We start from the raw sequence: 26,502 nt of genomic DNA, 5'->3' as shown, positions 1-26,502 counted from the left end.
GTTCCTTTTGGTGAACGCGGGTTGGTTTGTATCACGTGAAGGTGGAGTTCGGGATGCCGGCCTGACACTTGGCGAGGATCGTCTCCACCAACCGATGGGCCGTCGTCTCGAGTTGCTGGAGGGTGAAGCGGTGGCACGGCCCCGCGACGAAGCCGAGCGTCTCATCATTTTTCTCCCACAGCGCCACGGTGAGATCGTAGCGAGCCGAGTATCCCGCTGGAAACAGGGGGGCGCCAGCGCAGCCGGGCAAGTGAGCGTGCTCGGGGAGCTCGCCTTGGTGCGTGAGCAGGATCTGAAACAGGGGGGAGTGGCTGGGCTCGGGCTCGATGTCGAGTTCGGCGAGCAGGACCTCGAACGCGACCTCCTCGCTCACGGCCCTGTACAGCTCGGCCGAGCTCGCGCGCGCGAGGGTGTCGAAATCGGCGCTGACCCGCAGGCGAATCGGCAGCGGATTGACCAGGGGACCGACGACCCCCGCGAGGCTGGGGTGGACCCGGCCCGTGAACGGAACGCCGACGACGATGTCGTCTTGCCCCGTCCACGCGGACACCATCGAGGCCAGGGTAGCGAGCAGGACCGCGAAGCGAGTGACTCCGAGGCTCTGGGCCCGGGCCGACAGGGCCTCCGAGGCCTCGCGCGGGATGGAAAAGCGGGCTCGGTGGCCGCGAAAGTCCTGGGGCTCGGAGCCCGCCCCTGGCAACGCCAGTCGCGCAGGAGGTGGCAGCAGGACCTCACGCCACCGAGCGAGGCTGGGCCCGGGTTGCTCGTTGCGCCAGTGGAGGGCGTCGAGGAAGTGCAGCCGCGGCGGCGGGAGCTGCTCGCCGGCGTAGATCCGACACAGCTCGTGCCAGATGATCCCGGCGGAGGTCACGTCGGTGACGAGCTCGTGACCAACCAAGGCGAACACGTGCTCGTCGTCGCCGAGCTCGAACAGCGCCGCCCGCAAGAGCGGCGCCTCGTCGAGGGTCATGGGCGTCTCGAGCAGCTCGGCGAGGGGCTCGGCGAGGGAACCGAGCACGTCCGCGCTCGCCCGCAGCCGCGCGCGCGTCCACGGCACGCGCGCGCTCGTTTCGACGCGCTGCTCGCCGTCCGGGAACGCGGTCCGCAGCGCCTCGTGGCGCGCGACCACGACCTGCAGCGAGGCCCCGAGGTCCTCGGGCACGAGCGGGCCTCGAATGTGCTCGAGCACGAGCAGACGATTCCACGCCGCTCGTTCGCCCGGGCGCTCGCCGGCCGCCCGGATTCGTGCCTGACGAGGGCTGAGCCGCTGTCGCTCGGCTCGCGGACGGGGCGCGACGGCGGCGTCAGTACCCGGACCCAGTGCGGCCGCGAGCGAACGCACGGTCTGGTGGCGAAAGATCGCGCGCGCGCTGACCTGAAGACCATCTCGCTGCAGGCGCGCGACGACTCGCAACGTCGCGAAGGAGTCCCCACCCATGGCAAAGAAGTTGTCGGTGGCCGCCAGGGGACGCTCGAGCACCTCGGACCAGGCCGCGAGTATGCGGGCCTCGAGCTCGGTCCGCGCCGATCCAGCGACGGCCGCGGCTCGTGGCTCGGGCTCGGGCTCGGGTAGCGCCTTGCGATCCAGCTTGCCGTTGGCGGTCAGCGGGAGGCGCTCGAGCAGGACCACTGCGCGGGGCACGAGGGCGGGCGGGAGGCGCTCCTCGAGGTAGCGGATGAGCGCATCGGAGCTCGCCGATGGGGCGACGGCGTAGGCGAGCAGCTGCCGCTCCCCGTCGCCCCTGGCTCGCACGATCACGGCGGCGTCGTCGACCTCGGGGTGGGCCACGAGCAGCGCTCGGAGCTCGCCGGGCTCGACGCGGTAGCCCGCGATCTTGGTCTGATCGTCGATGCGGCCGAGGAACTCGATGCGGCCGTCGGCGCGGCGTCGACCCCGATCGCCGGTCCGGTACATGCGGCCGCCGTCGCGTGGGTCCGGGACGAACCCGCCGGTCGAGGTGGCTGAGGCCAGGTACCCACGGGCGACCTGGGGTCCGCTGACGCAGATCTCCCCAACGCCTCCGACACCGCACGGGCCGCCGCTGGCGTCGAGCACCTCGACGCGCGCGCCAGGCAGCGGCAACCCCAGGGGGATCCGCGAGGCCGCGCGATCGATGTGGTGCGTCAGGACCCCGACCGTCGCTTCGGTCGGGCCGTAGTGATTGTCGACGCGACACGAGGCGTGGGGCAGCACGCGCTCGCGCAGCCAGTCGACCGAGGCCGCCTCACCACCGATGACGAGCCCGCGCCGTGGCAGCGCCGCGCTCGGGTCCGGGCCGAGCAGGGCCGCGAGGTGGCTCGGCACGATCTTGAGGTAGTCCACGCCCTGCATCCGCGCGGCGAAGGCCTGCGGGTCGGTGACCTCGACGAGCGAGAACACGTGCAGCGTGCCGCCAGTGCTCAGGGCGGCGAAGATCGAAGTGTGACCGAGGTCTGCGGCCAGGCTCGAGACGACGGCGTGAGCGCGGCCGGGCTCGAGCGCCAGGCGCTCGATCGCGCCGTCGATGTAGGAGCACAGCTGCAGGTGTTCGACAGCGACGCCCTTGGGGGTCCCGGTCGAGCCGGACGTGAAGATGATGTAGGCGACGTCGCTGAGGTCTGCGACCGGGGGCGGCGGATCGGGACGCGGGGCAGCGCTCGCGTCCGCCTCGACGAGCCGATCCGCGCCGGCGAGGGTCATGAGCTGGCGGACGCGGGCCTCCGGCAGCTTGGGGTCGATGGGGACGAAGGGGCGGCCAGCCGTGAACGCAGCCAGCATCGCAACGATGGTCGCACCCGCTCGCACGGCGAGCACGGCGACCGGCGCCCGATCCCCGGGCTGCTCGTCGTGCAGTCGCCACGCGAGGCCGTTGCTGGCCTCGTGCAGCTCGCGGTACGACCACCGCCGCTCGGCGTCGACGAGCGCGACCCGATCGGGGTCGACGCGGGCGAGCGCCGCGACCCGCTCGTGGATCAGCGGCCCCGTGCTCGCGCGCGTCGGGGGGTTCCATGCGGCGAGGCGCTCGCGGCCGGCCTCGCCGAGCAGCGGGAGCGCGTCGATCTCGAGCTCGGGCTCAGCGAGCGCCGCGCGCAACAGGACCCCCAGCTGCTCGGCATAGGCCTCGATGGTCGCGGCCTCGAACAGCTCGGCGGCGTAGTCGAAGCGACACTTGAGCCCGCGCTCGGTCGGCTCGACGATCAGGCTCAAGTCGAAGCGCGAGGGCCTCCGCCGCGGCTCCACCCGCGAGACCTCCAGGCCGGCGACCTCGAAGCGCTCGACCGCGGGCTTGTGGACCACGAACATGACCTGAAACAGGGCCGAGCGCGAGAGGTCGCGGGTCGGTGCGACGGCGTCGACGACGTGCTCGAAGGGGAGCTCCTGGTGGGCGAAGGCGGCGACGGACATCGCGCTGACGCGGCCGACGAGCTCGCGAAACGTCGGCGCGCCGTCGAGGCGCACGCGGGTCACCAGGGTGTTGACGAACAGGCCGACGAGGCCCTCGAGCTCGGCCCGGGTTCGGTTGGCGACGGGCGTGCCGATCGGCACGTCGCGGCGATCACCGAGGCGTCCGAGCAACACGCCGAAGGCGGCGAGCAGGACCGCGAACAGGGTCGCGCCCTCACGTCGGGCGAAGGCCTGGACCGCGTCGGTGAGCGCGGGGTCGTAGCGAAAGTCGAGGCTCCCGCCGACGAATTGACGCCCGCCCGCGCGCGGGTGATCGGTGCTCAGTACGGGCTCGAGCGGCAAGTCGGCGAGGGCTTCCCGCCAGTAGTCGAGCTCAGCCCGGGCTCGCTCGGCCCCGAACAGGCGCCGCTGCCAGGCGGCGTAGTCCCCATACTGGAGCGTCAGGGGCGCGAGGCTGGCGGGCTCGCCGGCGCAGGCCGCCGCGTAGAGCGTGAACAACTCGCGGTTGAACACCTCGGTCGACCAGCCATCGGTGATCGCGTGGTGGTGGGTCCTCACGAGCGCGTGCCGGCGCGGACCGAGCTGGACCAGGACCGCCCGCCACAGCGGCGCGCGCTCGAGATCGAAGACGCGCTCGAGCTCGGCGTCGACGCGCGCGGCGAGGGCCTGCGCGGGGTCGGGCGCCGCCGACACGTCGTCGAGATCGAGCTCGACGACCCAGGGCGGATGGACCTGCTGATGGGCGACGCCGGCGCGCGAGCCTAGTGAGGTGCGCAGGATCTCGTGGCGCGCGACGAGGGTCGTGAGCGCGGCCTCGAGCTTGGCGACGTCGAGCGGCCCGTCGAGCAGCAGGGTCCGGGGCTCGTTGTAGACGGCGGTCCCGCCCTCGAGCTGGTCGATGAACCACAGCCGCTGCTGCGAGAACGACAGCGGCGTCGGTTGGTCCGCCGGGCGCGGCGGGATCTGCATGTTGGCGACTCGCTCGGCGAGCTGGCCCTCGCGCTCGGAGCTCGCGCGCGCGCGCAGCCGCTCGGCCTGGGCCGCGACGGTCGGGTGCTCGAACAGCTCGACCACCGACAGCTCGATCGCGGCACGCACGCGCACGCGCACGGCCAGCTGCGTGACAAGCAGGGAGTGGCCGCCCAGCTCGAAGAAGTCATCGTGGACGCCGACGCGCTCGAGCTCGAAGAGCTCGGACCAAATCCGGGCGAGCATGCGCTCCTCGTCGTCGCGCGGGGCGAGGTAGGGCGTGTCGAGCTCGGGCCGAGGCTGCAGCTGGCTGGTCGAGCCTAGTCGTCGGTCGCGGACCTCGACGTGGCGAAGGCGACCGAGGAGCTCGGTCGTGGACACGAGCACGTGCTCGTCGGGCTCGAGCGCGAGCAGGCAGTCGAAGAGCTCTCGCTCCTCCTCGACGCGGATGGCCGCGGGCTGGTGCTCGCGCCCGAGGTCGGCCGCGCAGACGTCGAGGGCCGCACTCGCCCAGCCCTTATCCCGGGCCCAGGCCTCGGCGAAGGCGCTGGCCGTCGCCGATCGGCCGAAGCCGTAGCCGCCGACCCAGCCTACGAGGCTCGACAGGACCAGGCGGCGCGGGCACGCGCGCGCGAGCTGCTCGATGGCCGCGAGCTGCTCGAGTTGGGCGAGGTCGTCGGCCTCGGGCAGCTCGGTGGTGACCGCGAGCCCGGGCTCGAACAGCGGCGCGAAGGTCGCGAGCCCTCGCGGCGCGTCGGCGAGGACGACCCCGTCGGGGGTCCCGATCGCGGCCTGGACCTGGGCGAGGTCGAGCTCGACGCTGGCACACCCGTCGAGCTCGACGCCGGTCACGGCCACGCCGCAGCCGCGCTCCAGGAGGTGGCGCGCGAGCCTGGTCGCGACCGAGCTCGCGCCGATCACCCACCACGACCGCTCCGCGAGCTCGGCCGCCTGCGGAGGCTCGAGCTCGAGCGGGGCGGGGATCCAGCGCTGGCGCCCCCGGAGGGCGACGCGCGGCTCCTCGCCAGCGGCGAGCTCGGCTGCGAGCGCACCGGCGCCAGCGAAGCGCGAGGCGACCGCATCGATCACCCGGACGTCGAGCTCGGGCCGCTCGCGGCTGAGGACCGTCGAGAGGGCCAGGGCCGCCCGCGCCAGCGGATCGAGGCGCTCCGACTGGCTGATGGCGACAGCGGACCGGGTCACGAACACGACGCGCGCGGGGCTGCGCCCGAGCGCGCGCCCGACCTCGAGCACCCGCGCAGGGCGAAACTCGTCGAGGCCGCGCAGATCGAGCAGGCCCTCGCCCTCGTCGAGCTCGAGCGCCTCGACGCGCCCGGCGATCCGGCAGGCTTGGCCCGCGGCGCGCAAGCTGGCCACGAGCCCGGGTTGATCCTCCGCGCCGAGCACCAGCCACCGCGCCCCCCTGCCCGCGGGCGCCCGCGCCTGCCGCCAGGCGTCGCGGTGAAACCACTCGCTGAGGGGTCGCCGCTGGCGTCGACGCGCGATCGGGGTGTCGATCCAGTAGCGGGCGCGCTCGAAGGGGTAGCTCGGAAGCGGCACGCGACGCCGACCCGGGCCCGCGAGCTCGGCCCAGTCGAACTCGGCCCCGGCGGACCACGCCTCCCCGACAGCGCGCAGCCTCGCCTCGAGCTCGGTCGGCAGCGCGGGCGCGCTCGTCCGCGACTCGCAGCGCACGATCCGCGGGCCCGCACGCAGCGCCTCGATCGCCTCGGCCCGGCTCGAGACCACGATCGCGGCGCGGTAGCTCATCGCTCGCCGCCCAACCTGCAAGGTCCAGCCAACATCGTCGAGCTCGAGCTCGGGGTGGCGCTCGAGGTGCTCGGCGAGCTGCTCGCAACGGGTCCTCAGCGCCGCCTCGGTTCGCGCGGACACCACGAGGAGAACGTGAGCCCGGCTCGGGCGCGCGGGCTCGAGCGCCGGCGCCTCCTCGAGGATCACGTGGGCGTTGGTGCCGCCAAAGCCGAGGCTGCTGACGCCGGCCCGCCGCGGCGCCGACCCGCGCGGCCAGGGCTCGCCCTCGACGTTGACGACGAAGGGCGTCGACGGGAGGTCGATGATCGGGTTGGCGCGCTCGAAGTTGATCGTCGGGGGGATCTGCTCACGCTCGAGAGCCAAGGTGGCCTTGATCAGCGCGGCGGCCCCGGCCGCCGCGTTGGCGTGACCGATGTTGCCCTTGAGCGAGCCGAGCCGGCAGTAGCCGCGGCGCGCGGTCTGGGTTCGGTAGGCCCGGGTCAGGGCCGCGACCTCGATCGGATCGCCGATGTTGGTCCCCGTCCCGTGAGCTTCGACGAAGCCGATACTGTCGGGGCTGACGTCGGCGGCGGCCATGGCTTCGACGATGACCGCGGCCTGGCCTTCGAGGCTGGGGCTGCTGTAGCCGGCCTTGAGCGCGCCGTCGTTGTTGATCGCCGTGCCGCGAATGACGGCGTGGACCAAGAAGCCGTCGCGCAGCGCGTCGTCGAGGCGCATGAGCACGACGGCCCCTGCTGCGCTCGAGAACACGGTCCCGTCCGCGCGCGCGTCGAAGGGGCGGACCTTGCCGTCGGAGCTGCTGATGCCTCCGGGCCAGTGCAGGTAGCCGCCGCGCCTGGGCAGCGAGATCGCAACTCCGCCAGCGAGGGCCACGTCGCACTCACCATCGAGGATGCTCTGGCAGGCCATGTGGGTCGCGACGAGCGCGGTCGAGCAGAAGGTCTGAACGGTGACGGCGGGCCCGCGCAGGTCGAGCTTGTAGGCGATGGCCGTCGTCAGGAAGTCGTCTTGGTTGGCGTAGTAGACCTGATAATCGCTGTCGAGGCCGATGCCGTTGTCGACGAGGTGGCGGACGTAGTAGCCGTTGCTGGCCGAGCCCGCGAACACGCCGACAGGCCCGGGGCTGCGCGCGGGATCGAGGCCGGCGTGTTCGAACGCGGCCCAGGCGAGCTCGAGGAAGACCCGCGCCTGGGGATCCATGCGCGCGGCCTCAGCGGGGGTGTAGCCGAAGAAGTTCGCGTCGAAGAGCTCGACGTCGTCGAACTGCGCGCTGACCTTGACGTAGGCGGGGTCGCGCAGCATCTCCTCGGGAACGCCGGCCGCCCACAGCACCTCGTCGGACACGGGCACGATGCTGTTCACGCCAGCGCTGAGGTTGCGCCACAGCGCGTCGATGTCCACGGCCCCGGGGAAGCGCCCGGCCATGCCGACGATCGCGATGTCGTGTTCTGTGCTCGGCTCGTCCACTGGCTCAGCTCCTGCGTCGTCGCTGGCGTCGCCGGGCTCCACGCTCGCGGTTTTCATCGAGCTGGGCCGGTGCCGACTCGGCATCGAGGGCCTGGGCGAACGCGGCCACCGTCGGGCCGGCGAAGAGCGTGACCGACGAGATGTCGACGCCGAACTCCTCGTTGCTCCGCAGCACGACCTGGGCCGCGACGAGCGAGGAGCCGCCGAGCTCGAAGAAGTTGTCGTCGACCCCGATCGGCTGGACCCCGAGGACTTCGGACCAGACCCGCGCGACACGGCGCTCGGTCTCGGTCCGGGGCTCGACGAACTCGGCCGTGAGCACGGGGCGCTCGTGCACGACCGCAGCCACGCTCAGCTCCGGGGCCTCGTGCACGGCGGCCATTCCCAGGCCCCCAGACGCGATCAGCTCGGGGAGGTTCCAGGTCGAGACGAGGACCTGCGACCAGGCCCCGCTCAGCGCGCGCCGGAAGGTCTCGACGCCCTGGGCCGACGTCATGCCTCCGAGGCCCTCGTCGGCGTCGTCGCGGGCGCTGGCCAGGCGGTTGATCTTGACCAGGGTGTACTCCTCGATCTCGATCAGCACGCGGCCGCTCGCGTCGGTGATGTCGATGTCGAAGCGCAGCGTCTCGTCAGCCTGGCCGCGCTTGGGCAGCGCGCGCACGTGACTGTGGATCACCGCCGGGAGCGCGTCGTGGATGCGGATCGAGCGGTAGGCGAAGGGCAGCAGGTTCGGTACGTCGACGGCGAACACGCTCGTCGCCCCGTCGAGCAGGGCCGGGTGGGCAGCGCTCTGCTCGAGGTCGGCGAGGAAGGGCTCGGGCAGCTCGAAGCGAGCGAGGCACTCGCCCTCGGCGCGCCGCATCCAGACTCGGTTGTGCCAGCGCGGGCCAAACTGGATCAGCCCGTAGTCGCCATCCCCGCTCGTCGCGGGCGGGGCCAGCTCGGGGCAGCGCTCCTCGAGCACGTGTAGATCGACGCGGCGCACGCTGGGCTCGTCGAGGGGCACCAGCTCCATGACGGCGTGCTCGACCTCGCCGTCCTCGCGCAAGCTCAGCACGCGCACGCGCGTCCGGGCTCCGTCGAGTTCGAACACGAGGCGGACCTCGAGCGCGCCCGCTTCGGGGACATCGAGGGGCTGGCGAAACTGCAGGTTGCGCAGCTCGATCGTCGTGCGATCGTAGACCTGGCGCGCGGCCTTCTGGACCAGATCGACGACCCCGGTGCCCGGCATGGTCGCCTTGCCCATGACCCGGTGCTCGTCGAGGACCCAGTCCGAGGCTTGCAGCCGGGCGACGAGGACAACGCGATCCTTGGTCGAGCCCTTGGCCGAGAACACCGGGTCGTCCTTGGTGTGCGCGAGCGGGATCGAGATGGGCGCCTCGCGACCGGCCATGGCGGCCATGCCGACCTCGAGCCACGCACCCCAGTCGATCGCGAGGGTCCGGCCGGGCCGCCGTGTCGCGCGATCGGCCGCGAAGGCGTCGAGGCAGGCGTTGGCTGCACAGTAGTCGGCCTGACCGAAGCCGCCGAGCCTCGCGGTCAGCGAGCTGCACAACACCATGAACCCGAGCTCGGTCTCGGCGGTGAGCTCGTCGAGGATCCGCGCGCCGAGGAGCTTGGGCGCGATCACGGACCAAGACTGCTCGGGCGTCGTCCGCTGCAGCACGCCGCCGCCGGGTACGCCGGCCGCGTGGATGACTCCGTACAGCGGCCCAAAGCGACGCTCGGCCTCGCGGATCACGTTGGCCATGCGCTCGCGATCGGTGACGTCGGAGCGAAACACTTCGACCTCACCGAGCTCGCGCAGCGTGCGGATCATCGTGGAGGTCCGATCGGAGTCGACGTGGGCCTCGAGCCAGGCGGACCACTCCGCGCTCGGCGGGAAGGGCCGGCGGGTCGTCAGCACGAGGCGGGCCCCGCGTGAGGAGAGCTCACGGGCGAGGGCCAGGCCGATGCCGCCCAGACCGCCGGTCACCAGCACGGGCGCCCCCGGCGGGAGCGCGAGCTCGTCGTCGAGAGTGATCGACTGGACGTCCTCGACCCAGCGTCGCTGACCGCGGAGGGCCACGACCGACTCGCCCGAGTTGGCGAGCTCGGGCAGCACGCGCGCGAGCGGAGTCGAGGCGCCAAGATCGACGAGCCGGCAGCCGTCGAGCTGGGGGTACTCGGTCGGGATGACCCGGACGGCGCCAAGCAGGGCCGCGCGCGCGGGCAGCAGGCGATCCTCACCGCTGACATCGACGACGCCGCGCGCGAGCACGACGAGGTCGAGATCCGTGAGCCCAGACTGGCCGACGAGCCGCGCGAGGTCCACGAGGCTCGTGTACCCGCGCTCGATCTCGATCTTGTCCGTAGCCGGGTCACCGAGACCGTGGGCGTGGACCAGGGTGCACGGACCCGCGAGCTCGACCTCGGCGACGCTCTCGCAGCGCGTGACCGGGTGGCCGGCCGCGGCCAGGATCTCGGCGAGCTCGTCGTCGCCGCCGATCAGGACGACCTCGCGGGTCGACGCGGGCGCAGGCGTCCAGGTCGTCAGTCGCCAGCTCGGGGCGTAGAACCAGCGCCCGAGGTCCACGCGTGGGCCGACCTCGACGGGCGCCTCGGGTGTCGCTGGCGTGTCCTCGATCCAGTAGCGTCGACGCTGGAATGGGTAGGTCGGGAGCTTGACGAGGTGGCGGCGCTCGTCGCCGAAGTACCTTTGCCAGTCCACGACCGCGCCCTGGGCCCACAGCTGACCGAGGGTCGCGAGCAGGACCTCCTGATCGCCACGCTCGACCCGAGGGTGACGCATCGAGGCGAGCGCGGGTCGAGCGAGCTCGTGGTGTCGATCCACGAGGGTCTTCAGCGCGATCCCAGGGCCGACCTCGAGCAGCGCGCGCTCGGGATCCTCGAGGACCGTGTCGAGCCCGCGCGAGAACTGGACCGGCGAGATGATCTGCCGGGCCCAGTAGGCCGGGTCGACCGCGTCCTCGTCGCTCAGGCGCCGGCCGGTCACGTTGCTGACCACGGGCACGCGCGGCGGCGACATCGAGACCGCGGCGACGCGTGCCTCGAAGCGGGCGAGCATCGGCGCCATCATCGGCGAGTGGAAGGCGTGGGAGGTGTGCAGGCGAGTGTGCTCGATGCTGCGCCTGGCCAGCGAGTCGACCAGCGCGTCGATGACCTCGATCGCGCCCGAGGCCACGCACATCCGCGGCCCATTGATCGCCGCGAGGGCGACGTCTGGACCGCACCACTCGGCGAAGCGCTCGGGCTCGACCGTGACGGCGACCATGGCCCCTGGCGCCATCTCCTGCATGGCCGCACCGCGAGCGGCGACCAGGGCGATCGCGTCCTCGAGCGTGAACACGCCGGCGATGGTCGCCGCGACCCACTCGCCGACGCTGTGTCCGAGCAGGATCTCCGGGCGCACGCCCCAGGACGCCCACAGCTCGGACAGCGCGTACTCGACCGCGAACAGGGCGGGCTGGGCGTGACGGGTCTGCCGCAGGGCGTCGTCGCCGCTGGTCAGGAGCGCGTGCAGGTCGAGCCCGGGCGAGAGCGCCGCGGCGCAGCGATCGATGGCCGCGCGATAGACCGGCTCGCGGGCGTAGAGGTCTGCGCCCATGCTCTGGTGCTGCGAGCCCTGGCCCGAGAGCAAGAACGCGACCCCGCGCTCGCCCTCGCACCGCGACGAGCCCCCGGGCACGCGCAGGCGCCGGGCGGCCTCGACCGGCGTCCGGGCGACCACGGCCCGGCGCAGCTCGAACGCCGAGCGCCCCTCGGCGAGGGTGTAGGCGACGTCAGCCAGGATCGCGTCGGGCTCGCGCTCGAGCTGGTCGGCGAGGCGCGTCGACGCGGCCTCGAGGGCCGCGGGCGTACGCGCCGAGACGACCAGGACCTGAGCGGGCCGCGAGCTACTCGACACGGCGCGGTGCGGGGCCTGCTCGAGTACGGCGTGGGCGTTGGTGCCCCCGATCCCAAACGAGCTCACGCTCGCGCGCCGCGGGCCGCCGTCGGCGGGCCAGTCGGCGAGCTCGCGGGCGACGAAGAAGGGCGTCGACTCGAAGTCGATGCGCGGGTTGGGTCGGCGAAAGTGGAGGCTCGGTGGGATCGCGCCGTGCTCGAGCGCGAGCACGGTCTTGACCAGCCCGACGACGCCAGCGGCGGCATCGAGGTGGCCGATGTTGGACTTGACCGAGCCGACGGCGCAGTAGCTCGAGGCCTCGGTGTGCTCGCGGAAGGCCTGGGTCAACCCGGCGATCTCGATCGGATCGCCGAGCGTCGTCGCAGTCCCGTGGGCCTCGACGTAGCGGATGCTGTCGGGGTGACACTCGGCCACGGCGAGAGCCTCGCGGATCACCGCAGCCTGACCGGTGATCGAGGGCGCGGTGTAGCCGACCTTGTCCGAGCCGTCGTTGTTGATCGCTGTCCCCCGAATGATCGCGCGGATCGTGTTGCCGTCGGCGATCGCGTCGCTTGCCCGCTTGATGCAGACCACGCCGGCGCCGTTGCCCCAGACCGTGCCACGCGCGCGCGCGTCGAACGGACGGCAGCGGCCGTCGGGCGAGGTCACCATGCCCTCGTGATAGATGTAGCCGGTGATCTCCGGGATGTTCAGGGTGACGCCGCCTGCGAGGGCGAGGTCGCACTCGCCGGCGAGCAGGCTCTGGACCCCGAGGTGCACGGCCACGAGCGAGGTCGAGCACGCCGTCTGCACGTTGACGCTCGGGCCGCGCAGGTTGAGCTTGTAGCTGACCTGCGTCGGCATGAACTCGTGCGAGTTTCCGAGGTTGATGCTAAACATGCCCACGGAGCGCAGCAGGGAGGCGCTGCGGTACAGGCGGTGCTTGTACGCGTGCTCGCGGTCGCCCGCGCCGCCGAACACACCGACGGCTCCGGCGACGCGATCGGGCGGGTGGCCCGACTCCTCGAGCGCCTCCCAGCACAGCTCGAGGAACAGGCGGTGCTGAGGATCGATGATCTCGGCCTCGCGCACGGCGAGGCCGAAGAACTCGGCGTCGAACAGATCGATGTCGCGGACGACGGCGTTGGAGCGCACGAAGTTCGGATCCTCGAGCATCGCGGGTGTGACCGCGCCGTTGGCGAGGAGCTCCTCGTCTTCGAAGACCTCGATCGACTCGACGCCGTCGTGGATGTTGGACCAAAACTGCTCGCAGTCGCGAGCGCCGGGCACTCGCACGGCCATCCCCACGATGGCGATGTCGTTGTCGCGTAGATCTGAGTTGGGCGTGTTCATTTCGTTTCCTCGCTCAGGCGCAGGCTCGTCCCGCGTTCGAGCAGCGCGCCGAGGCGCTCGGCGAGAACATCGGCGCGCGGACTCGTGACGTGGAGGGTGGAGTTCACGAGGTGCAGCTCGTTGGGCCAGCGGGCCTGCCAGCCGCCGGGTCCGAGGGGCTCGACGCGCGAGGTCGGCAGCTGAGGGATCGCATCGACGCGGGTGTGGGCCCAAAACAACGCCGGACCGCGCATGTCATCACCGAGCTCGCGGTGATCGTGGCCCCACAGGAGCTGCGAGCGGACGCCCTCGGCGTCGGCGGGCTCGACGTGGACAAAACCATCGACGGGGCCAATCAGCCCGGCGACATCCCCGTGCTCGCGGCCGGACACGACGACGCTAGTCGGCCCGACCAGCTCGGTCCACGCGGCGAGCACCACGATCGCGGGGCTCAGCTCCGCCGGAGTCGGGGCCAGCGCGCCGAGCTCGAGCCGGGCGGTGGTGCGCGGCCCGAGCTCAGCACTCGGGGGCGCAGACGAGACACGCGGCCACCCGCGGGCGACGAGGGCGCTCGCGGCGGCCTCGCGCCAGCGACACAGGTCGGCGATCGTCAGCCTCGAGCTCGGCGCCGACGGGCGCGCTCCGCCGGCGTGGGCGAGGAGCTCGCGCAGCAGCGCACAGGTCGAGCTTGGATCGGCGAGCGCCGCGGACACGCTCAGACTCAGCCGGACAGGGTCGCCCGGCGTCAGGCACACGCGCCACCCCTCGTCCGCTGGCCCGAGCTCGGGGTGGTGACGGGCGAGGGTCCGCGCGGCGAGACCGATCACGTCCTCGTCGACGCGCCCGTGGATCGCGACGGCGGCCTCCCAGCGCAGCTCGCTGACGCCGCGCGCCGCGTCGGCGCTGGTCGGCGTGCAGCGCCACGCGTCGCCCCTCGGCTCGCGCCGGGCGGCCTGGACGTAGAGCCCGAGCTGCCGGGCCGTTGGCGCTTGCAGCAGCGCGCGCGCCGGGAGCTCGACCTCGAGCACGCGGTTGAGCCGGGCGATCGCCCGGCTGGCCTGCTCGGGGGTCCCGCCTGCGGTGAAGAACACCTCGGTCGGTCCGAGCGAGTGGCCGAGTTCGTCGCCGAGCACGCGCTGGATCAGATCCTCGATCAGGCCGTCGCAGGCCTCGAGCGAGATCGACTCGGTCCGGCGCTCGAGCTCGACCTTGCCGGCGCGGGCGGCCCGGCGGGTGCTCGCGCGCTGGCGCCGACGCCCGGCCGCGCCCGCGAGCCGGGCCGCGGGCCGGGGCGCGGTCGCGGGCCGACTCGGCTCGCCGCCGGGCTCGAGGTAGTGGGCGAGGGAGCGCACCGTCGGGTGGCGGAACAGCTCCATCATCGTCAGCTCGCGCGCGAGCGCGAGCGCGAGCGCGCTGTAGATCTGGACGAGCAGTAGGGAGTGCCCGCCGAGCTCGAAGAAGTTGTCGAGCACGCCGACTCGATCGAGGCCGAGGTGTTCGGCCCAGACCCTCGCGATCGTGCGCTCGAGCTCGGTCCGCGGTCGCTCGTAGGGCGTGCCGAGCTCGCCCCGCTCCGACGAGGGCAGCGGCAGGCGGTGGCGATCGACCTTGCCGCTCGGCGTATGCGGGAGGCGATCGAGGTGGACGAAGTGGCTCGGGATCATGAAGTTCGGCAGCGTCTCGGCCACGCGCGCGCGCAGCTGCGCGACGGGGAGCGGTGCGACCGATGCGTACCAACCGATCAGGCGTTGGTTGCGAAGCCCGACGATCGCGGCGTCGATGGCCGGGTCCGACGTGAGCGCCCGCTCGATCTCTCCGGGCTCGACGCGGAAGCCCCGGACCTTGATCTGTTGGTCGACGCGCCCGAGGTACTCGAGCATGCCGTCGTCGCGCCAGCGCGCGAGATCACCCGTGTGGTGCAGGGTCGGGCCGCCGCGCGGGAAGGGGTTGGCGACGAAGCGACGCGCGCTGAGTTCGGGGCGCTGCCAGTAGCCGCGCGCGAGGCCGATCCCGGCAATGCACAGCTCGCCGGGGACGCCGATCGGTCGCGGCTGCAGGGCCTCGTCGACCACGTGGGCGTGGGTGTTGGTGATCGGTCGACCGATCGCGGTCCAGGTGCGCGGCTGATCGGGCTCGAGCACGCAGTAGGCCGTGTCCGCCGAGGTTTCGGAGCTGCCGTAGAGGTTGACCAGGCGCACCCGAGGCAGGGCCGCGTGCGCGCGCTCGATCAGCTCGAGCGGCAGGGCTTCGCCCGAGCACACGCACACCCTCAAGTCTGGGAGCTCGTCGCCGAGGCACGGGTGGGTGTCGAGCAGGGCCGCGAGCAACGAGGGGACCAGGACCAGGCGGGTCGCGCGATGCCGGGCCAGGCAGGCGACCAGGGCCCGAGGATCGCGGACGGCCCCCTCGGGGACGATGGCCACGGGCACCCCGCGCAGCAGCGGCCCGAACATCTCCCAGCACGAGTCGAGGAAGCTCAGCGCCGTCTTTTGCGAGCCGACCTCGCCGGCCGCGAAGGGGAAGGTCCGCCACATCCAGCGGAAGCGGTTGACCATCCCGCGGTGGAGCCCGAGCACGCCGTTGGGCCGCCCGGTCGAGCCCGAGGTGTAGGTCACGTAGGCGAGGTGCTCGGGGTTGGCCGCGATCCGCGGGGCCGTGTCGGCGTCGTCCCAGCCAGCCTCGAGCGCGAAGCGGGGCGGCGTCGTCCCGGGCAGGCTGTCGAGGTGTCGGCGGTGGCCGATCACCAGCGACGCGTCCGAGTCCTCGAGCATGAACACGAGGCGCTCCGCCGGATAGGCTGGGTCGAGGGGCAGGTAGCCGGCGCCGGCCTCGAGCACGGCGAGCACGGCGACGACCATGTCGATGGACCGGTCGGCGCACACACCGACCACGCTGCCCGGCTGCACGCCGCGCTCGACGAGGACCCGGGCGAGGCCCCAGGCCCGCCGAGCCAGCTCCGAATAGCTCAACCTGCGCTCGTCCGTGATCAGCGCGACGGCGTCGGGCGTGCGCGCGACCTGCTCGTCGAACAGGGTGTGGATGCAGGCCGGCGAGGCTTCGTCGACGTCCTCGCTCCCACCATCGGAGAACGCCTCGATCGCGGCGGCCTCGTCGGCCGACATTCGCGGCAGGTCGCAGGCCGCGATCCCGGGCTCGGTCGCAGCGGCGTCGAGCGTCGCCCACAGGTGCGCATGGATCCGCTCGATCGTCGACGCCCTGAACAGCGCCGTGTCGTACTCCCACCAGCCCGAGAACCCCTCGCCGCAGTCCTCGACGTCGAGGGCGAGATCGAAGCGCGCGGCGCCGTGCTCGACGAGCTGCCGCTCGATCACGAGCTCGCCGACGCGGACTGGAGGCGGCGTCTTGTAGAGGTTGACCAGGACCTCGAACAGCGGCGTGCGCCCGGGCAGGCGCGAGCACCCGAGCCGCGCGAGGAGCTGGGGCAAGGGGACCTGACGCTCGGAGGCCGCAGCGAGGACCTCGCGGGCGTGGCGGGTCTGGTCTGCGAAGCTCGCCCCGGCCTCGGGTCCGCGCAGGCGCAGGGGCACGGTGTTGAGGAACACGCCGACGACCTTGGCGAGCTCGGGCCCGCGCACCGACATCGGCGTGCCGAGGACGAGCTCGTCCTGGCGCGCGCGCGTGCGCAAGACGTGACCGAGCAGGGCCACGAGGACGGCGAAGGGGCTCGCGCCCAGCTCGCGGGCGAGGCCGCGCAGCGCCCGGCTGCGCGTCGGCCCGAGCTCGAAGTGCCGGCGGGCGCCAGCGCCGGCGCGCTGCTCGGAGCGCGGCGCGTCCGTGGGCAGATCGAGGAAGTTGGGCGCGCCGTCGAGGGCCTCGGCCCACCAGTCGAGCTGCGCCGAGCGCTCGCGCTCGTGCTCGGCGACGGCGAGGTCGAGCTGCTGGGCCCCGAGCGGCCCCCAGCCCGGCTCGCGCCCGCGCGAGAACGCTTCGTAGGCGTGGACCAGCTCCTCGACGTAGATCGCCGCGGACTGGCCGTCGAAGGCGATGTGATGGACGACGAGGATCAGCACGTGCGCGCGCGGCCCGAGCTCGACCAAGGTCATTGCGAACACCGGCCCGCGTGCGAGATCGAAGGTCGCACGGGCGAGCTCGTCGCGCAGGGCGTCGAGCTCCTCGGCGCGCGCCCGTCGCTGCGTCCAGGGGAGCTCGGCCGCGGCGTCGACGACCTGCCACACGCGGCCGCCCTCCTCGATCATGCGCGTGCGCCAGGCCTCGTGCCGAGCCTGCAGCGCGGCCGCGGCCCGCCGCAGCGCCTCGACCTCGAGCGGGCCGTCGAGGCGCAGCTCGACGACTTCGTTGTAGAGGGTTGGATCGGGGTTGAGCTGGGTCTCCAGCCAGATCTGTTGCTGCGAGGTGGTCAGCGGGTGGCGCTCGGCTCGCGACACCCGCGCCAGCGTCGGCGCGACCTGGGTCTCGGCCCCGAGGCTCAGGCCGAGCAGCTCGCGCTGGGCAGGAGACAGCGCCGCGAGGCGCTCGCGCAGCGACTTGCCGCTCACGCTCGCCCTCCTCGCAGCCGCCCCCACAAGTAGGCGAGGTCGGTATCGAGGTCTGTCAGCTGCGGTCGCCCCTCCGAGGTCTGCGCCCCCATGCACGCCCGCAGCACCTCGAGTTCGTCGAGGGTGGCGTCCATGCGCGCGACGAAGGCGTCGGGCGAGAGCCGCTCACGCATGGCGCAGTGGTGACGGTAGAGGAAGTCGAGGCGAGTGAAGTCGACGTGGTCGTCGGACGCGGGGACCTCGGCGAGGGTGTCGCGATGCCAGCTCGCGAAGAACGCCTGGGCCTCGCTCTGCAACTCGTAGAAGCGCGCGAGCGTGGGTCGCAGCCGGCGCAGGAGCTCGAGGTCGGCGACGACGTCGGCCATGAACAGCGGGCCGAGGATGCCCCAGTAGACCGCGAAGTCCCAGACGATCTTGGCGCTCATGACCCGCGCGTTGCCCATGATCGGGTATTGCCCCCGGAAGGTGAAGAGCGCCGATTCGAACAGCACGTCGAGGTAGAGCCACTCGTAGAGCTCGACGCGCTCGCGGATGTCCTCACCCGCGAGCTCGGCCCCGATCAGCTCGGTCGTCATCGAGTTGGCGAAGGCGATGAAGTCGCTGCCGGCCGAGTAAAAGGGATCGGTGAACACGCCCGCCTCGCCGACGATCGACCAGCGCTCGCTGGAGAACACGCGGGTGCAGGCGTGGCTGTAGTTCTTGAGCACGAGAAAGTCCTGGATCGAGTCACGGTGAGCCTCGCAGGCCGCGTGGCAGGCCGGCTCGTGCTCGCGGAGCCAGGCGAGCGCGAGCTCGAGGGTGCGGATCTCGGCGAAGGCGTGGTGCATCGGGTCGGCGACGATGCCGACGCTGGTCGAGCCCGAGGCCAGGGGAATCAGCCAGACCCAGTAGCCCGGGCCCATCAAGTGGTTGGTGCTGAAGCGGCGATAGCCCGCGGGCATGCGCTCGCCGAAGCGCCGGTCGGAGGTCCAGTCCTCGAGGTCGATCTCGGCTTCGACGCGGAACCACACCGCGTTGACGTCGTGGGTGGTCTTGCGCCCGAGGCCGAGCTTGCGCTTGAGCACCGAGGCTCGACCGCTGGCGTCGACGACCCAGCGCGCGCTCAGGTCGCGCTCGAGCTCGTCGGCGGCGAGCGTGACCTGGTGCCGGGCCCCGAGCTCGACGCCGCGGACCTTGGCCCCGTCGAGCAGCACTCCACCGAGGCGGCGCAGCTCGAGCCCGAGGAAATTCTCGAAGCGCCCGCGATCGAGCTGGTAGCTGGGCACCGGGAGGGTCTGGGAGATGAAGGGGCCGAGCTCGAAGCGACGGTGGAGCTCGCGGTTGTCGGCCAGGCTGAAGAAGAAGCGCAGGCCGAGCTTCTTGAGCTGCCGGGTCTGCAAGTGGCGCTTGAAGCCGAGGACCTCGCCGAAGTAGTGCGCGCCGATCTCCACGGTCGACTCGCCGACCTTGTGGGCGGCCTCGCGCACGGGGTGCGTGGCCTTCTCGACGACCAGCACCCGCGCCGCGGGGTGGCGCTGGCGCAGCTGAACCCCGAGGGCGAGGCCCGCGAGCCCGCCACCGAGCACAATCACGTCCCAGTCCTCGTCGAGGGCGCCGAGGGGGACGCGCGCCTCGCCTGCCTGGCTGCGCTCGCCCTGCTTGCGAGACAGGCGCTCGATCAGCGCGCGCTTGCGCTCTTCGCTCATTCGCCCGACGCCTCCAGCAGTGCGGCGACCTGGCTCGCCGGCATGGCCTCGATGCGACTGAGGAGCTCGTCGAGCTGCTCGGAGTCCTCGAGCGCGACACAGATCGCCCTCGCAACCTGAACGACCGAGCCGCCGAAGACGTCGTTCATCGTCAGGGCCTGGCCGAAGGTCGCCTCGGCGCGGCGCTTGAGCTCGATGACCATCAGCGAGTCCATACCGAGCTCGAACAAGGTCGCGTAGACGTCGACACGCGCGGGCTGGGTGCGCAGGATCTCCGAGACCTGGGCGCGCAGCTCGGCCTCGACTTTGGCTAGGCGCTGCTCGGGCTCGAGCAGGAGCAGCGCGAGCAGCTCATTGGGATCCTGGGCCTCGGCCGTGTCGTCGGTCTGCGGCTGCAGCTCGCGCAGCATCGGGGTCGGGGCGGCCCGGGTCCAGTCGGCGTCGACGACGGCGCAACCTGCCAGGCCGCCGCCGACGTCGGACCCGGCCGCGTCGGACCCGAGCGCGTCGAACCAGATCGCGTCGAAGAGCTCGACACCGAGCTCGGGGTCGAGCGCGCGCACCGGGCCGCGATCGTCGTGGACACCCGAGAACATCCCGGTGTCTCGCCACGGACCCCAGTTGACGACGGTGCCGGCGAGCCCGCGGGCCCGCCGATCGCTAGCGAGGGCGTCGAGGTATGCGTTGGCCGCCGCGTAGTTGGCCTGGCCGACTCGGCCGAGCAGCGAGCTGATCGAGGAGTAGAGCACGAAGAAGTCGAGGTCCCGCGTCAGTCGATCCAGAGCCCGCGCGCCGTCGACCTTCGCCGCGAGCACGGCGAGCAGGTCGTCCTCGGTCATGCGCCAGATCAGCTGATCGCGCACGGCTCCAGCCGAGTGCACGACGCCGCGCAGCGGCGGCAGCCCCTCGGCCTCGTGGCGGGCGAGCAGGGCCTCGAGCTGGGCCGGATCCGCGACGTCGACGGCGACCGGATGGACCGCGCACCCGCTGGCCTCGAGCTCGCGGACCAGCGCGACGCGAGCTGCGAGCGGATCGTCGCTTGGGAGCGACGCCCACATGTGGCGCTCCGGCAGGGCCGAGCGCGCCGCGAGGATCAACCGGCGACAGCCTCGCTCGACCATCCAGCGCGCGGTCAGAGCTCCCAGGCCCGTGAACCCGCCCGTGATCAGGTAGCTGCCGTCGCGACGAAACAGGCGTGGCCGAGGCGTACGCCGCAGCGGCACCCGACGCAGCCGGGCCGCCCAGATCCCATCGGCGCGCGCGACCAGCTGATCCTCGTGCGGGGTCGACAGCGCGTCGACGAGCGTCGGCCAGTCGACATCGACGGCGTCAACGATGCCGTCCCAGCGCTCCGGGTGCTCGTTGGCGAACACCCGAGCGAGGCCCCAGACCCCGGCCTGGTCGGGAGCGCAGCGCTCGCCCGGGACCACGGCCTGGGCGCCCGAGGTGAGCACGGACAGCCGGGCCTTGCCGAGGCGGCGCGCGAGGCCCAGGAAGGTCGAGGCGAGGGTCTCGAGCTCCGCGTTCGGATCGACCACCCACACGAGCCGGTCCGCGTCGACTTCGCCCGCGTCGCCGAGCGAAGCGGTGAGGTGGCCCCGGCGTTCGAGCTCGGCGCGCAAGTCCGCGGGCGCGCCGAGCAGCGCCCAGGACTGGGTCGAGGCCGGCGGCGTCGCTACCTCGGGCTCGATCGGCGCCCACGCGAGCGCGTGGAACAGCCCCGTCGATCCCGACTGGGCTTCAACGGTGCTGAGCTCGAAGCCGTCGACGCTGGCGACGAGCTCGCCGCGCGCGTCGAGCAGCTCGATGTTCACGCGCAGCGAGGCGCCGTCGGCCGGGCTGATGCGGCGCACGTGGCACCACAGCTCTGTCATCGCTCGCGCGCTCGAGAGCCACGCCCGCTCGAGGCCCGCCGGCACGCGCGCGACCTCGGGTGTCGACACCAGCGCGCTCGAGCGAAACGCCGCGTCGAGCAGGATCGGGTGCAGGCGGTCGGGCTCGGGGCTGACGCCTCGCGGCAGGCGTAGGCGGGCCAGGACCTGGCCCTCGCCAGCGTGGAGCTCGTGGATCGCGGAAAAGCTCGGGCCGTAGCGAAAGCCCTGGCGCGCCAGGATCTCGGCGATGACCTCGGGCCGCTCACGACGCGGGCAGTCCCGACGGAGGCCGTCGAGGTCGCGGCGCCGGGGCTCGACGCGGGCGAGCGCGCGGAGCTGGGCGGAGGCGAAGCGCTCGCGCTCGCTGCCGACGGCCACGAACGTGGCCCGGTCGGGGCCCTCGGGGCTCGCGATGAGCTGGACGCTCGCGCCCTCGGCGGGCACGCGCAAGAATCGATGGAAGCGGAGCTCGACGACCTCGACGTCGGACGCGAGGAGCTCGCGCCCCACGGCGGCCGCCGCCGTCGCCCACGCGGCCCCCGGCATGACGACGCCGCCGTGAACCTGGTGATCGAGCAACCACGCCGGCTCGGCGTGAGAGAGCTCGAGCGTCTCGATGAGCTGCGCGTCCGCGCCGAGCGAGCGCACGCGCCCCGGGGCGCGGGCACGGTCCGGGCCGCCGAGCTCCTCGAGCCAGTGGTGCTCGCGCTGCCAGGGGTAGCGCGGCAAGTCGACCAGGCTGCCCTCGCCCGCGAGCACGCGCCAGTCGAGGTCGAGGCCCTGCGCGTAGAGCTGCGCGAGCGCGCCGAGGACCACGGGTCGCGCGGCCTCGCCCCGGCGCATGCTTGGGAGGCTGCGCAGGCCGAGCTGAGAGAGCGCGCCCTGGAGGGCGGCGTGCGGTCCGACCTCGACGAAGACGTCGGCCTCGACGCGGGCGAGGGCGCCCGGCAGGTCGAAGGGCCGCAGCAGCTGCGTGGCCCAATAGCGCCCGTCGAGCTCGGGGCCGTCGAGCGGCTCGGTCGCGAGCGTCGAGACCATGGGGATCGTCGCCTGCTTCGGCATCACACCTGCGAGGCTGCCCATCAGCGGCTGGACCAGCGGCTCCATCTGGCGGCCGTGGAAGGCCAGGTCGACCCCAGGCAAGATCCGCGTGAACACGCCGCGCTCGCCGAGCCCGGCGACGAGCTGCTCGATGTCCGCGCGCGGGCCCGAGATCAGGGTCGTGTCCGTCGAAGTCACGCCGGCGACGTCGAGGGAGCCCGCCATGGCCAGGCTGAGCTCGGCCTGGTCGCGCGCCAGGCCGATCGCCGCCGTCGCGCCCCCGCCGGCGACACCCTGCATGAGTCGGGCGCGATGAAACACCACGCCGACCGCGTCCTCGAGGCTCAGCGCGCCGGCGACGTGGGCCGCCGCGACCTCACCGAGGCTCTGGCCGAGGACCGCGACCGGCTCGACGCCGGCACTCAGGAGCAACCGGGTCAGACCGAGCTGGACCAAGAAGATCAGTGGTTGGTTGACGTCGGTCCGCTCGAGCGCGTCGGCCTCGCGCAGCAACGGCAGCAGCGCTGGCGTGCCGTGCAGCTCGAACAGCTCGGCGGCCGGCTCAACCGCGGCCAGGAACACGGGATCCTCGAGCAGGTCCGCGGCCATGCCCGGCCAGTGCGTGCCCTGGCCCGAGAACACCAACGCGACGCGCGGCGGCGCGCCGGTGAGCTCGCTGGGCTCGAGCTGCGCGAGCTCGGCCCGGGCCGAGGCCGGGTCGCGGACGACCAGCGCCGCGCGCAGCTTGTTGTGGGCGCGCCGACAGCCGAGGGTGTGACAGACGTCGACGAGGGGCAGGCGCTCGACGACCTCGGCGAGCTGACGGGCGACGGCTGAGAAGCCCTCGGGGGTGCGCGCGCTGATCGGGAGCAGGCGCGGGATATCGTCGGCCTCGCTCGTTGGCCGTCCCCCCCCGACCGGGGCGCCACCGAGGCCCGGGCCATCTCCGAGCAAGACGTGGGCGTTGGCGCCGCCAAAGCCGAACCCGCTGACGCCCGCGATCCGTGGCCCCGGTCCCGGCCAGGGGATCGGCTCGCTCGGCACGATCAAGGGGAAGGGCGGGCGCTCGATGCCGGGGTTGAGCGTGCGGAAATTCGGCTGCATCGGGATCTGGCCGTGGCGCATCGCCAGCGCGACCTTGATGACCCCGGCCATGCCCGCAGCCGCCTCGCTGTGGCCGATGTTGGCCTTGACGGAGCCGATGACCAGCGGACGCTCCGGTCCCCGCCCGCGGCCGAGGGCCTCGGTCATCGCGTTGACCTCGATCGGGTCGCCCAGGGGCGTGCCGGTTCCGTGAGCCTCGACCCACTGCACGCTGGCGGGCTCGATCCCTGCGCTCGCGCACGCCCGGGTCAGGAGCGCGCGCTGGGCCGACGGGCTCGGGGCCATGACGCCGTTGGTTCGGCCGTCGTGGTTGAGGGCCTCGCCGAGGATCACGGCGTGGACGGGGTCGCCATCCTCGAGGGCCTGCGCGAGTGGCTTGAGCAAGACCACCCCGGCGCCCTCGCTGCGGACGATGCCATCGGCGTCAGCGTCGAAGGTCCGACAGCGGCCCTGGAGCGACAGAGCGCCGGCCTTGGTGAAGAACACCTCGCCACGAGGGATCAGGTTGATGTTGACGCCCGCGGCGACCGCCATCCCGCACTCACCGGCTCGCAGGCTGCGGCAAGCCATGACCAGCGCGACCAGCGAGCCCGAGCACGCGGTGTCCACGGTGATGCTCGGCCCGCGGAGGTCGAAGACGTGTGAGACGCGGTTCGCGACCATGCTGTTGGCGGTGCCCGGCCCCGTCGCGGCGCGAAACAAGCTCAGGTCACGGCTGAACATCGCCGCGAAGTCGTCGTTGAGGACGGCGGCGAAGGTCCCGGTCGCGCGCGCCGAGTCCGAGTCCATGGCCACGCCCGCGTCCTCGAACGCCTCCCAGACGAGCTCGAGGACCACGCGCTGGCGCGGGTCGAGGTGCGCGGCCTCGCGCGGCGAGATGCCGAAGAAGTCCGCGTCGAAGGCCCGCAGGTCCGACAGGAACCCGCCCTCGTGCCCGATGCTCCGCCCGGGGGCGTCGCGGTCGGGGTGGTACAGCGCGGCGCCGTCCCAGCGCGTCTCGGGGACCGGGCCGAGGCTGACGCCGCCGCGCTCGAGCAGGCGCCAGTAGGCCTCGACGTCGGGCGCCCCCGGGTAGCGGCAGGCCATCCCGACGATCGCGATCGCCGCGTGGGGATCGCGTCCGACATCGGCGTCGACTCGCTCGTCGCGAGCGTCGGCGCAGACCCTCGACACCAGCGACTCGATGTCGGGGCAGTCCCACAGCAGCGCCGGCGAGAGCTCGACCCCGAGCAGCTCACCGAAGGCCGCGATCATCGCGACGCCCTCGGCCGACGCGAGGCCGAAGTCCATGAACGGGCGATCGATCGCGATGTCTTCGGGCTCGCTGCCGAGAACAGCGGCGACGCGGTCCCGCAGCCATGCGGTCGCTCCTTGTTGGTCGTAGTTCATGGTGCGCTCAACCCAGTTGCTGGGACACGTGCTGTCGTACCCACTCCGAGTGAGTGTCAATGAAGAGGTGGCCACCGTCGATCTGGTGGACCCGGAGCGCGCCCTTGGTGAGGGCGCGCCAGCCAGCCGCGAGTTCGGGCGAGGCCGACTTGTCCCGATGACCGACGAGGATGGTCAAGTCTCCTCCGAAGGTTGGTTGGGACTCGAAGCGGTGAGTCTCGACCGCGGTGATGTCGGCACGCAAGACCGGGAGCGCGATCTCTTGCAATTGTGGCGAGCGAAGCTCGCTTGGTGTGCCATAGCGGCGCTCGAGCGCCGCGATGAAGTCGCCGCTCGGCAGGTGGCGGATCTGTGCGGGTCGGGGCTCGTGATGAGGCGGGCGGCAGGCACCGACGACGAGCCGAGGTGCCTGCCCCCGAGCCTCCAGTCGGCGCGCGACCTCGAACGCCAGCACACCCCCCAGGCTATGGCCGTACAATGTCGACGGTAGGCTGGGGATGGCCTGCAGGGCCTCGAGCACGCGCTCGACCATCTCTCGCAGCTGCGTCATGGGGGCCTCGGCCCCTCGCTCCTGGCGACCCGGGAGCTGCACCACGCGCAGCTCGACGTCATGGGGCAGGCTCGCAGTCCAGGGCTGAAACACCGTCGCTCCTCCGCCCGCGTAGGGGAAACAGAGCAGTCGACGACGCGCTCGGGTCGAGGGCCGCAACAGCTTCAGCCAGCGGTTCGCTTCTTTGATGTTCATGAGACCGTTCGGCGTCATGTACCGCCTGGCGGCGCGCAGTCTACAGGAAGACCAGGCCCACGCCTCGAGTGTCTGTGAATCGCTCCGCATCGTGAGTTCTACATCGACACGACGACCTTGGTTTCAACACGGGAACACTCCGTATCGTCACGCTTGGATGACACACGCGGACGAAGTAGTGTGTCGAGCCCGCGGACGTGGCTCGATGGTCAAGGCTCCACAATACAGTCAATTCGAATACACCGACCGAGACACGCTGGCAGGTCGCTTGATGCGGCGGTACTGGCACCCGGTCTACCTGTCACGTGAGCTCGAGTCAGGGCGAGCCAAGCCCTTGCGGGTCATGGGCGAGAACTTCGCGATCTACCGTAGCGAGACCGGTGTGCCGCGGATCACAGCCGAGCGCTGTCCCCACCGTGGGGCTGGCCTGTCGCTCGGGACCGTCGAGGATGACTGCCTGCGCTGTCGCTACCACGGGTGGAAGTTCGCGCCCTCGGGCGAGTGCGTCGACCAACCGATCGAGCGAAAGAGCTTCGCACACAAAGTCCGCATTGATACCTACCCCTGCGAGGACTACCTCGGCCTCGTGTGGATGTATCTCGGCGAGGGCGAGCCGCCACCGATGCCGCGCTGGCGCAGGCTCGAGGGCGACCTCCCGCGCTTCGCCGTCTCGGACTTTCGCAGGTTCAACTATTTTCACGATCTCGAGAACGTCATCGACGACGCGCACCAGCGCCATGTCCACCGCGACTCGATCTACCAGGACTCGGAGTACGCCGACGAGATGCCGCTGCTGACGGCGCACGAGACCTCCTACGGCATCGAGCACAACAGCACCTTCAGCAATGGGGACAAGCGCGCGCTGCTCTACATCGCTCCGAACTGCGTCTACTTCAGGACCAGCGCCTCGCGCCTGCGGGGCTGCGACGGGCTCCTGTGGCAGGTCCCCGTCGATGACTTTCATCACCGGATCTTCTTCGTGGTCACCGCCGTCGAAGACGAGGCACAGCGCCTCCTCGGAGCAATGCGTGATCGCCTCAAAAGCAACGGCCCGGCCAAACCGCAGACGCCTGCCCACGAGATCATCGACTCGATCGTCAGCGGACGGATGCGCTTCGAGGATATCGAGCCTCGTAGCGATCGCTTGTTCATCGAGGATGGCGCGGTCCTGACCTCCCAGGGAGTCATCCCCGATCGTTCCCTCGATCGACTCGGGGCCTCGGACGCCGCGGTCTCCTTGCTGCGCAAGATCTGGTCGCGCGAGATGCGAGCCCTCGATCTCGGCGAGCCGCTGCGAGAATACTCCTGGCCTGACGACGTGCGCCCGACCTGACG

General features: G+C 72.1%; 7 protein-coding genes. 1 reads left to right on the top strand and 6 read right to left on the bottom strand.

Annotated features, from left to right (window positions below; genetic code table 11):
* Positions 1–31: 31 nt before the first annotated feature.
* Genes ENSA5_RS27240 through ENSA5_RS27215 form a run of 6 tightly spaced genes read right to left on the bottom strand, consistent with a single transcriptional unit; the run spans position 32 to position 25,257 of the window.
* Positions 32–7,594, bottom strand: a complete 7,563-nt coding sequence (locus tag ENSA5_RS27240; protein ID WP_181198192.1) for a condensation domain-containing protein — start codon at positions 7,592–7,594, stop codon at positions 32–34.
* Positions 7,595–7,598: 4 nt separating this feature from the next.
* Positions 7,599–12,833, bottom strand: a complete 5,235-nt coding sequence (locus ENSA5_RS27235; RefSeq protein WP_106394613.1) for a type I polyketide synthase — start codon at positions 12,831–12,833, stop codon at positions 7,599–7,601.
* Positions 12,830–17,329 (bottom strand): non-ribosomal peptide synthetase, encoded by a 4,500-nt coding sequence (locus ENSA5_RS27230; protein WP_181198191.1) that lies wholly within the window; start codon positions 17,327–17,329, stop codon positions 12,830–12,832. Before ENSA5_RS27230 ends, ENSA5_RS27235 begins: the two co-directional genes overlap by 4 nt.
* Positions 17,326–19,014, bottom strand: a complete 1,689-nt coding sequence (locus ENSA5_RS27225) for an NAD(P)/FAD-dependent oxidoreductase (RefSeq protein WP_106394622.1) — start codon at positions 19,012–19,014, stop codon at positions 17,326–17,328. The genes ENSA5_RS27230 and ENSA5_RS27225 overlap by 4 nt, the downstream gene beginning before the upstream one ends.
* Positions 19,011–24,422, bottom strand: a complete 5,412-nt coding sequence (locus ENSA5_RS27220) for a type I polyketide synthase (RefSeq protein WP_106394611.1) — start codon at positions 24,420–24,422, stop codon at positions 19,011–19,013. The genes ENSA5_RS27225 and ENSA5_RS27220 overlap by 4 nt, the downstream gene beginning before the upstream one ends.
* A gap of 7 nt (positions 24,423–24,429) precedes the next feature.
* Positions 24,430–25,257 (bottom strand): thioesterase II family protein, encoded by an 828-nt coding sequence (locus ENSA5_RS27215; RefSeq protein WP_106394610.1) that lies wholly within the window; start codon positions 25,255–25,257, stop codon positions 24,430–24,432.
* A gap of 181 nt (positions 25,258–25,438) precedes the next feature.
* Here ENSA5_RS27215 and ENSA5_RS27210 point away from each other — a divergent pair, with 181 nt between their 5' ends.
* Positions 25,439–26,500: a Rieske 2Fe-2S domain-containing protein gene (locus tag ENSA5_RS27210; protein ID WP_219906872.1), complete on the top strand. Its 1,062-nt coding sequence runs from the start codon at positions 25,439–25,441 to the stop codon at positions 26,498–26,500.
* Positions 26,501–26,502: the final 2 nt, after the last annotated feature.

Source organism: Enhygromyxa salina (genome assembly GCF_002994615.1).
Taxonomy (GTDB): Bacteria; Myxococcota_A; Polyangia; order Nannocystales; family Nannocystaceae; genus Plesiocystis; species Plesiocystis salina_A.
This window is presented reverse-complemented; position numbering and strand designations above follow the sequence as displayed.

What these genes read in the sequence shown, in the direction of transcription:
- ENSA5_RS27235 (WP_106394613.1), bottom strand. Translation starts at nt 12,833, where the DNA reads ATGAACACGCCCAACTCAGATCTACGCGACAACGACATCGCCATCGTG.
- ENSA5_RS27225 (WP_106394622.1), bottom strand. Translation starts at nt 19,014, where the DNA reads ATGAGCGAAGAGCGCAAGCGCGCGCTGATCGAGCGCCTGTCTCGCAAG.
- ENSA5_RS27220 (WP_106394611.1), bottom strand. Translation starts at nt 24,422, where the DNA reads ATGAACTACGACCAACAAGGAGCGACCGCATGGCTGCGGGACCGCGTC.
- ENSA5_RS27215 (WP_106394610.1), bottom strand. Translation starts at nt 25,257, where the DNA reads ATGCGGAGCGATTCACAGACACTCGAGGCGTGGGCCTGGTCTTCCTGT.
- ENSA5_RS27210 (WP_219906872.1), top strand. Translation starts at nt 25,439, where the DNA reads ATGCGGCGGTACTGGCACCCGGTCTACCTGTCACGTGAGCTCGAGTCA.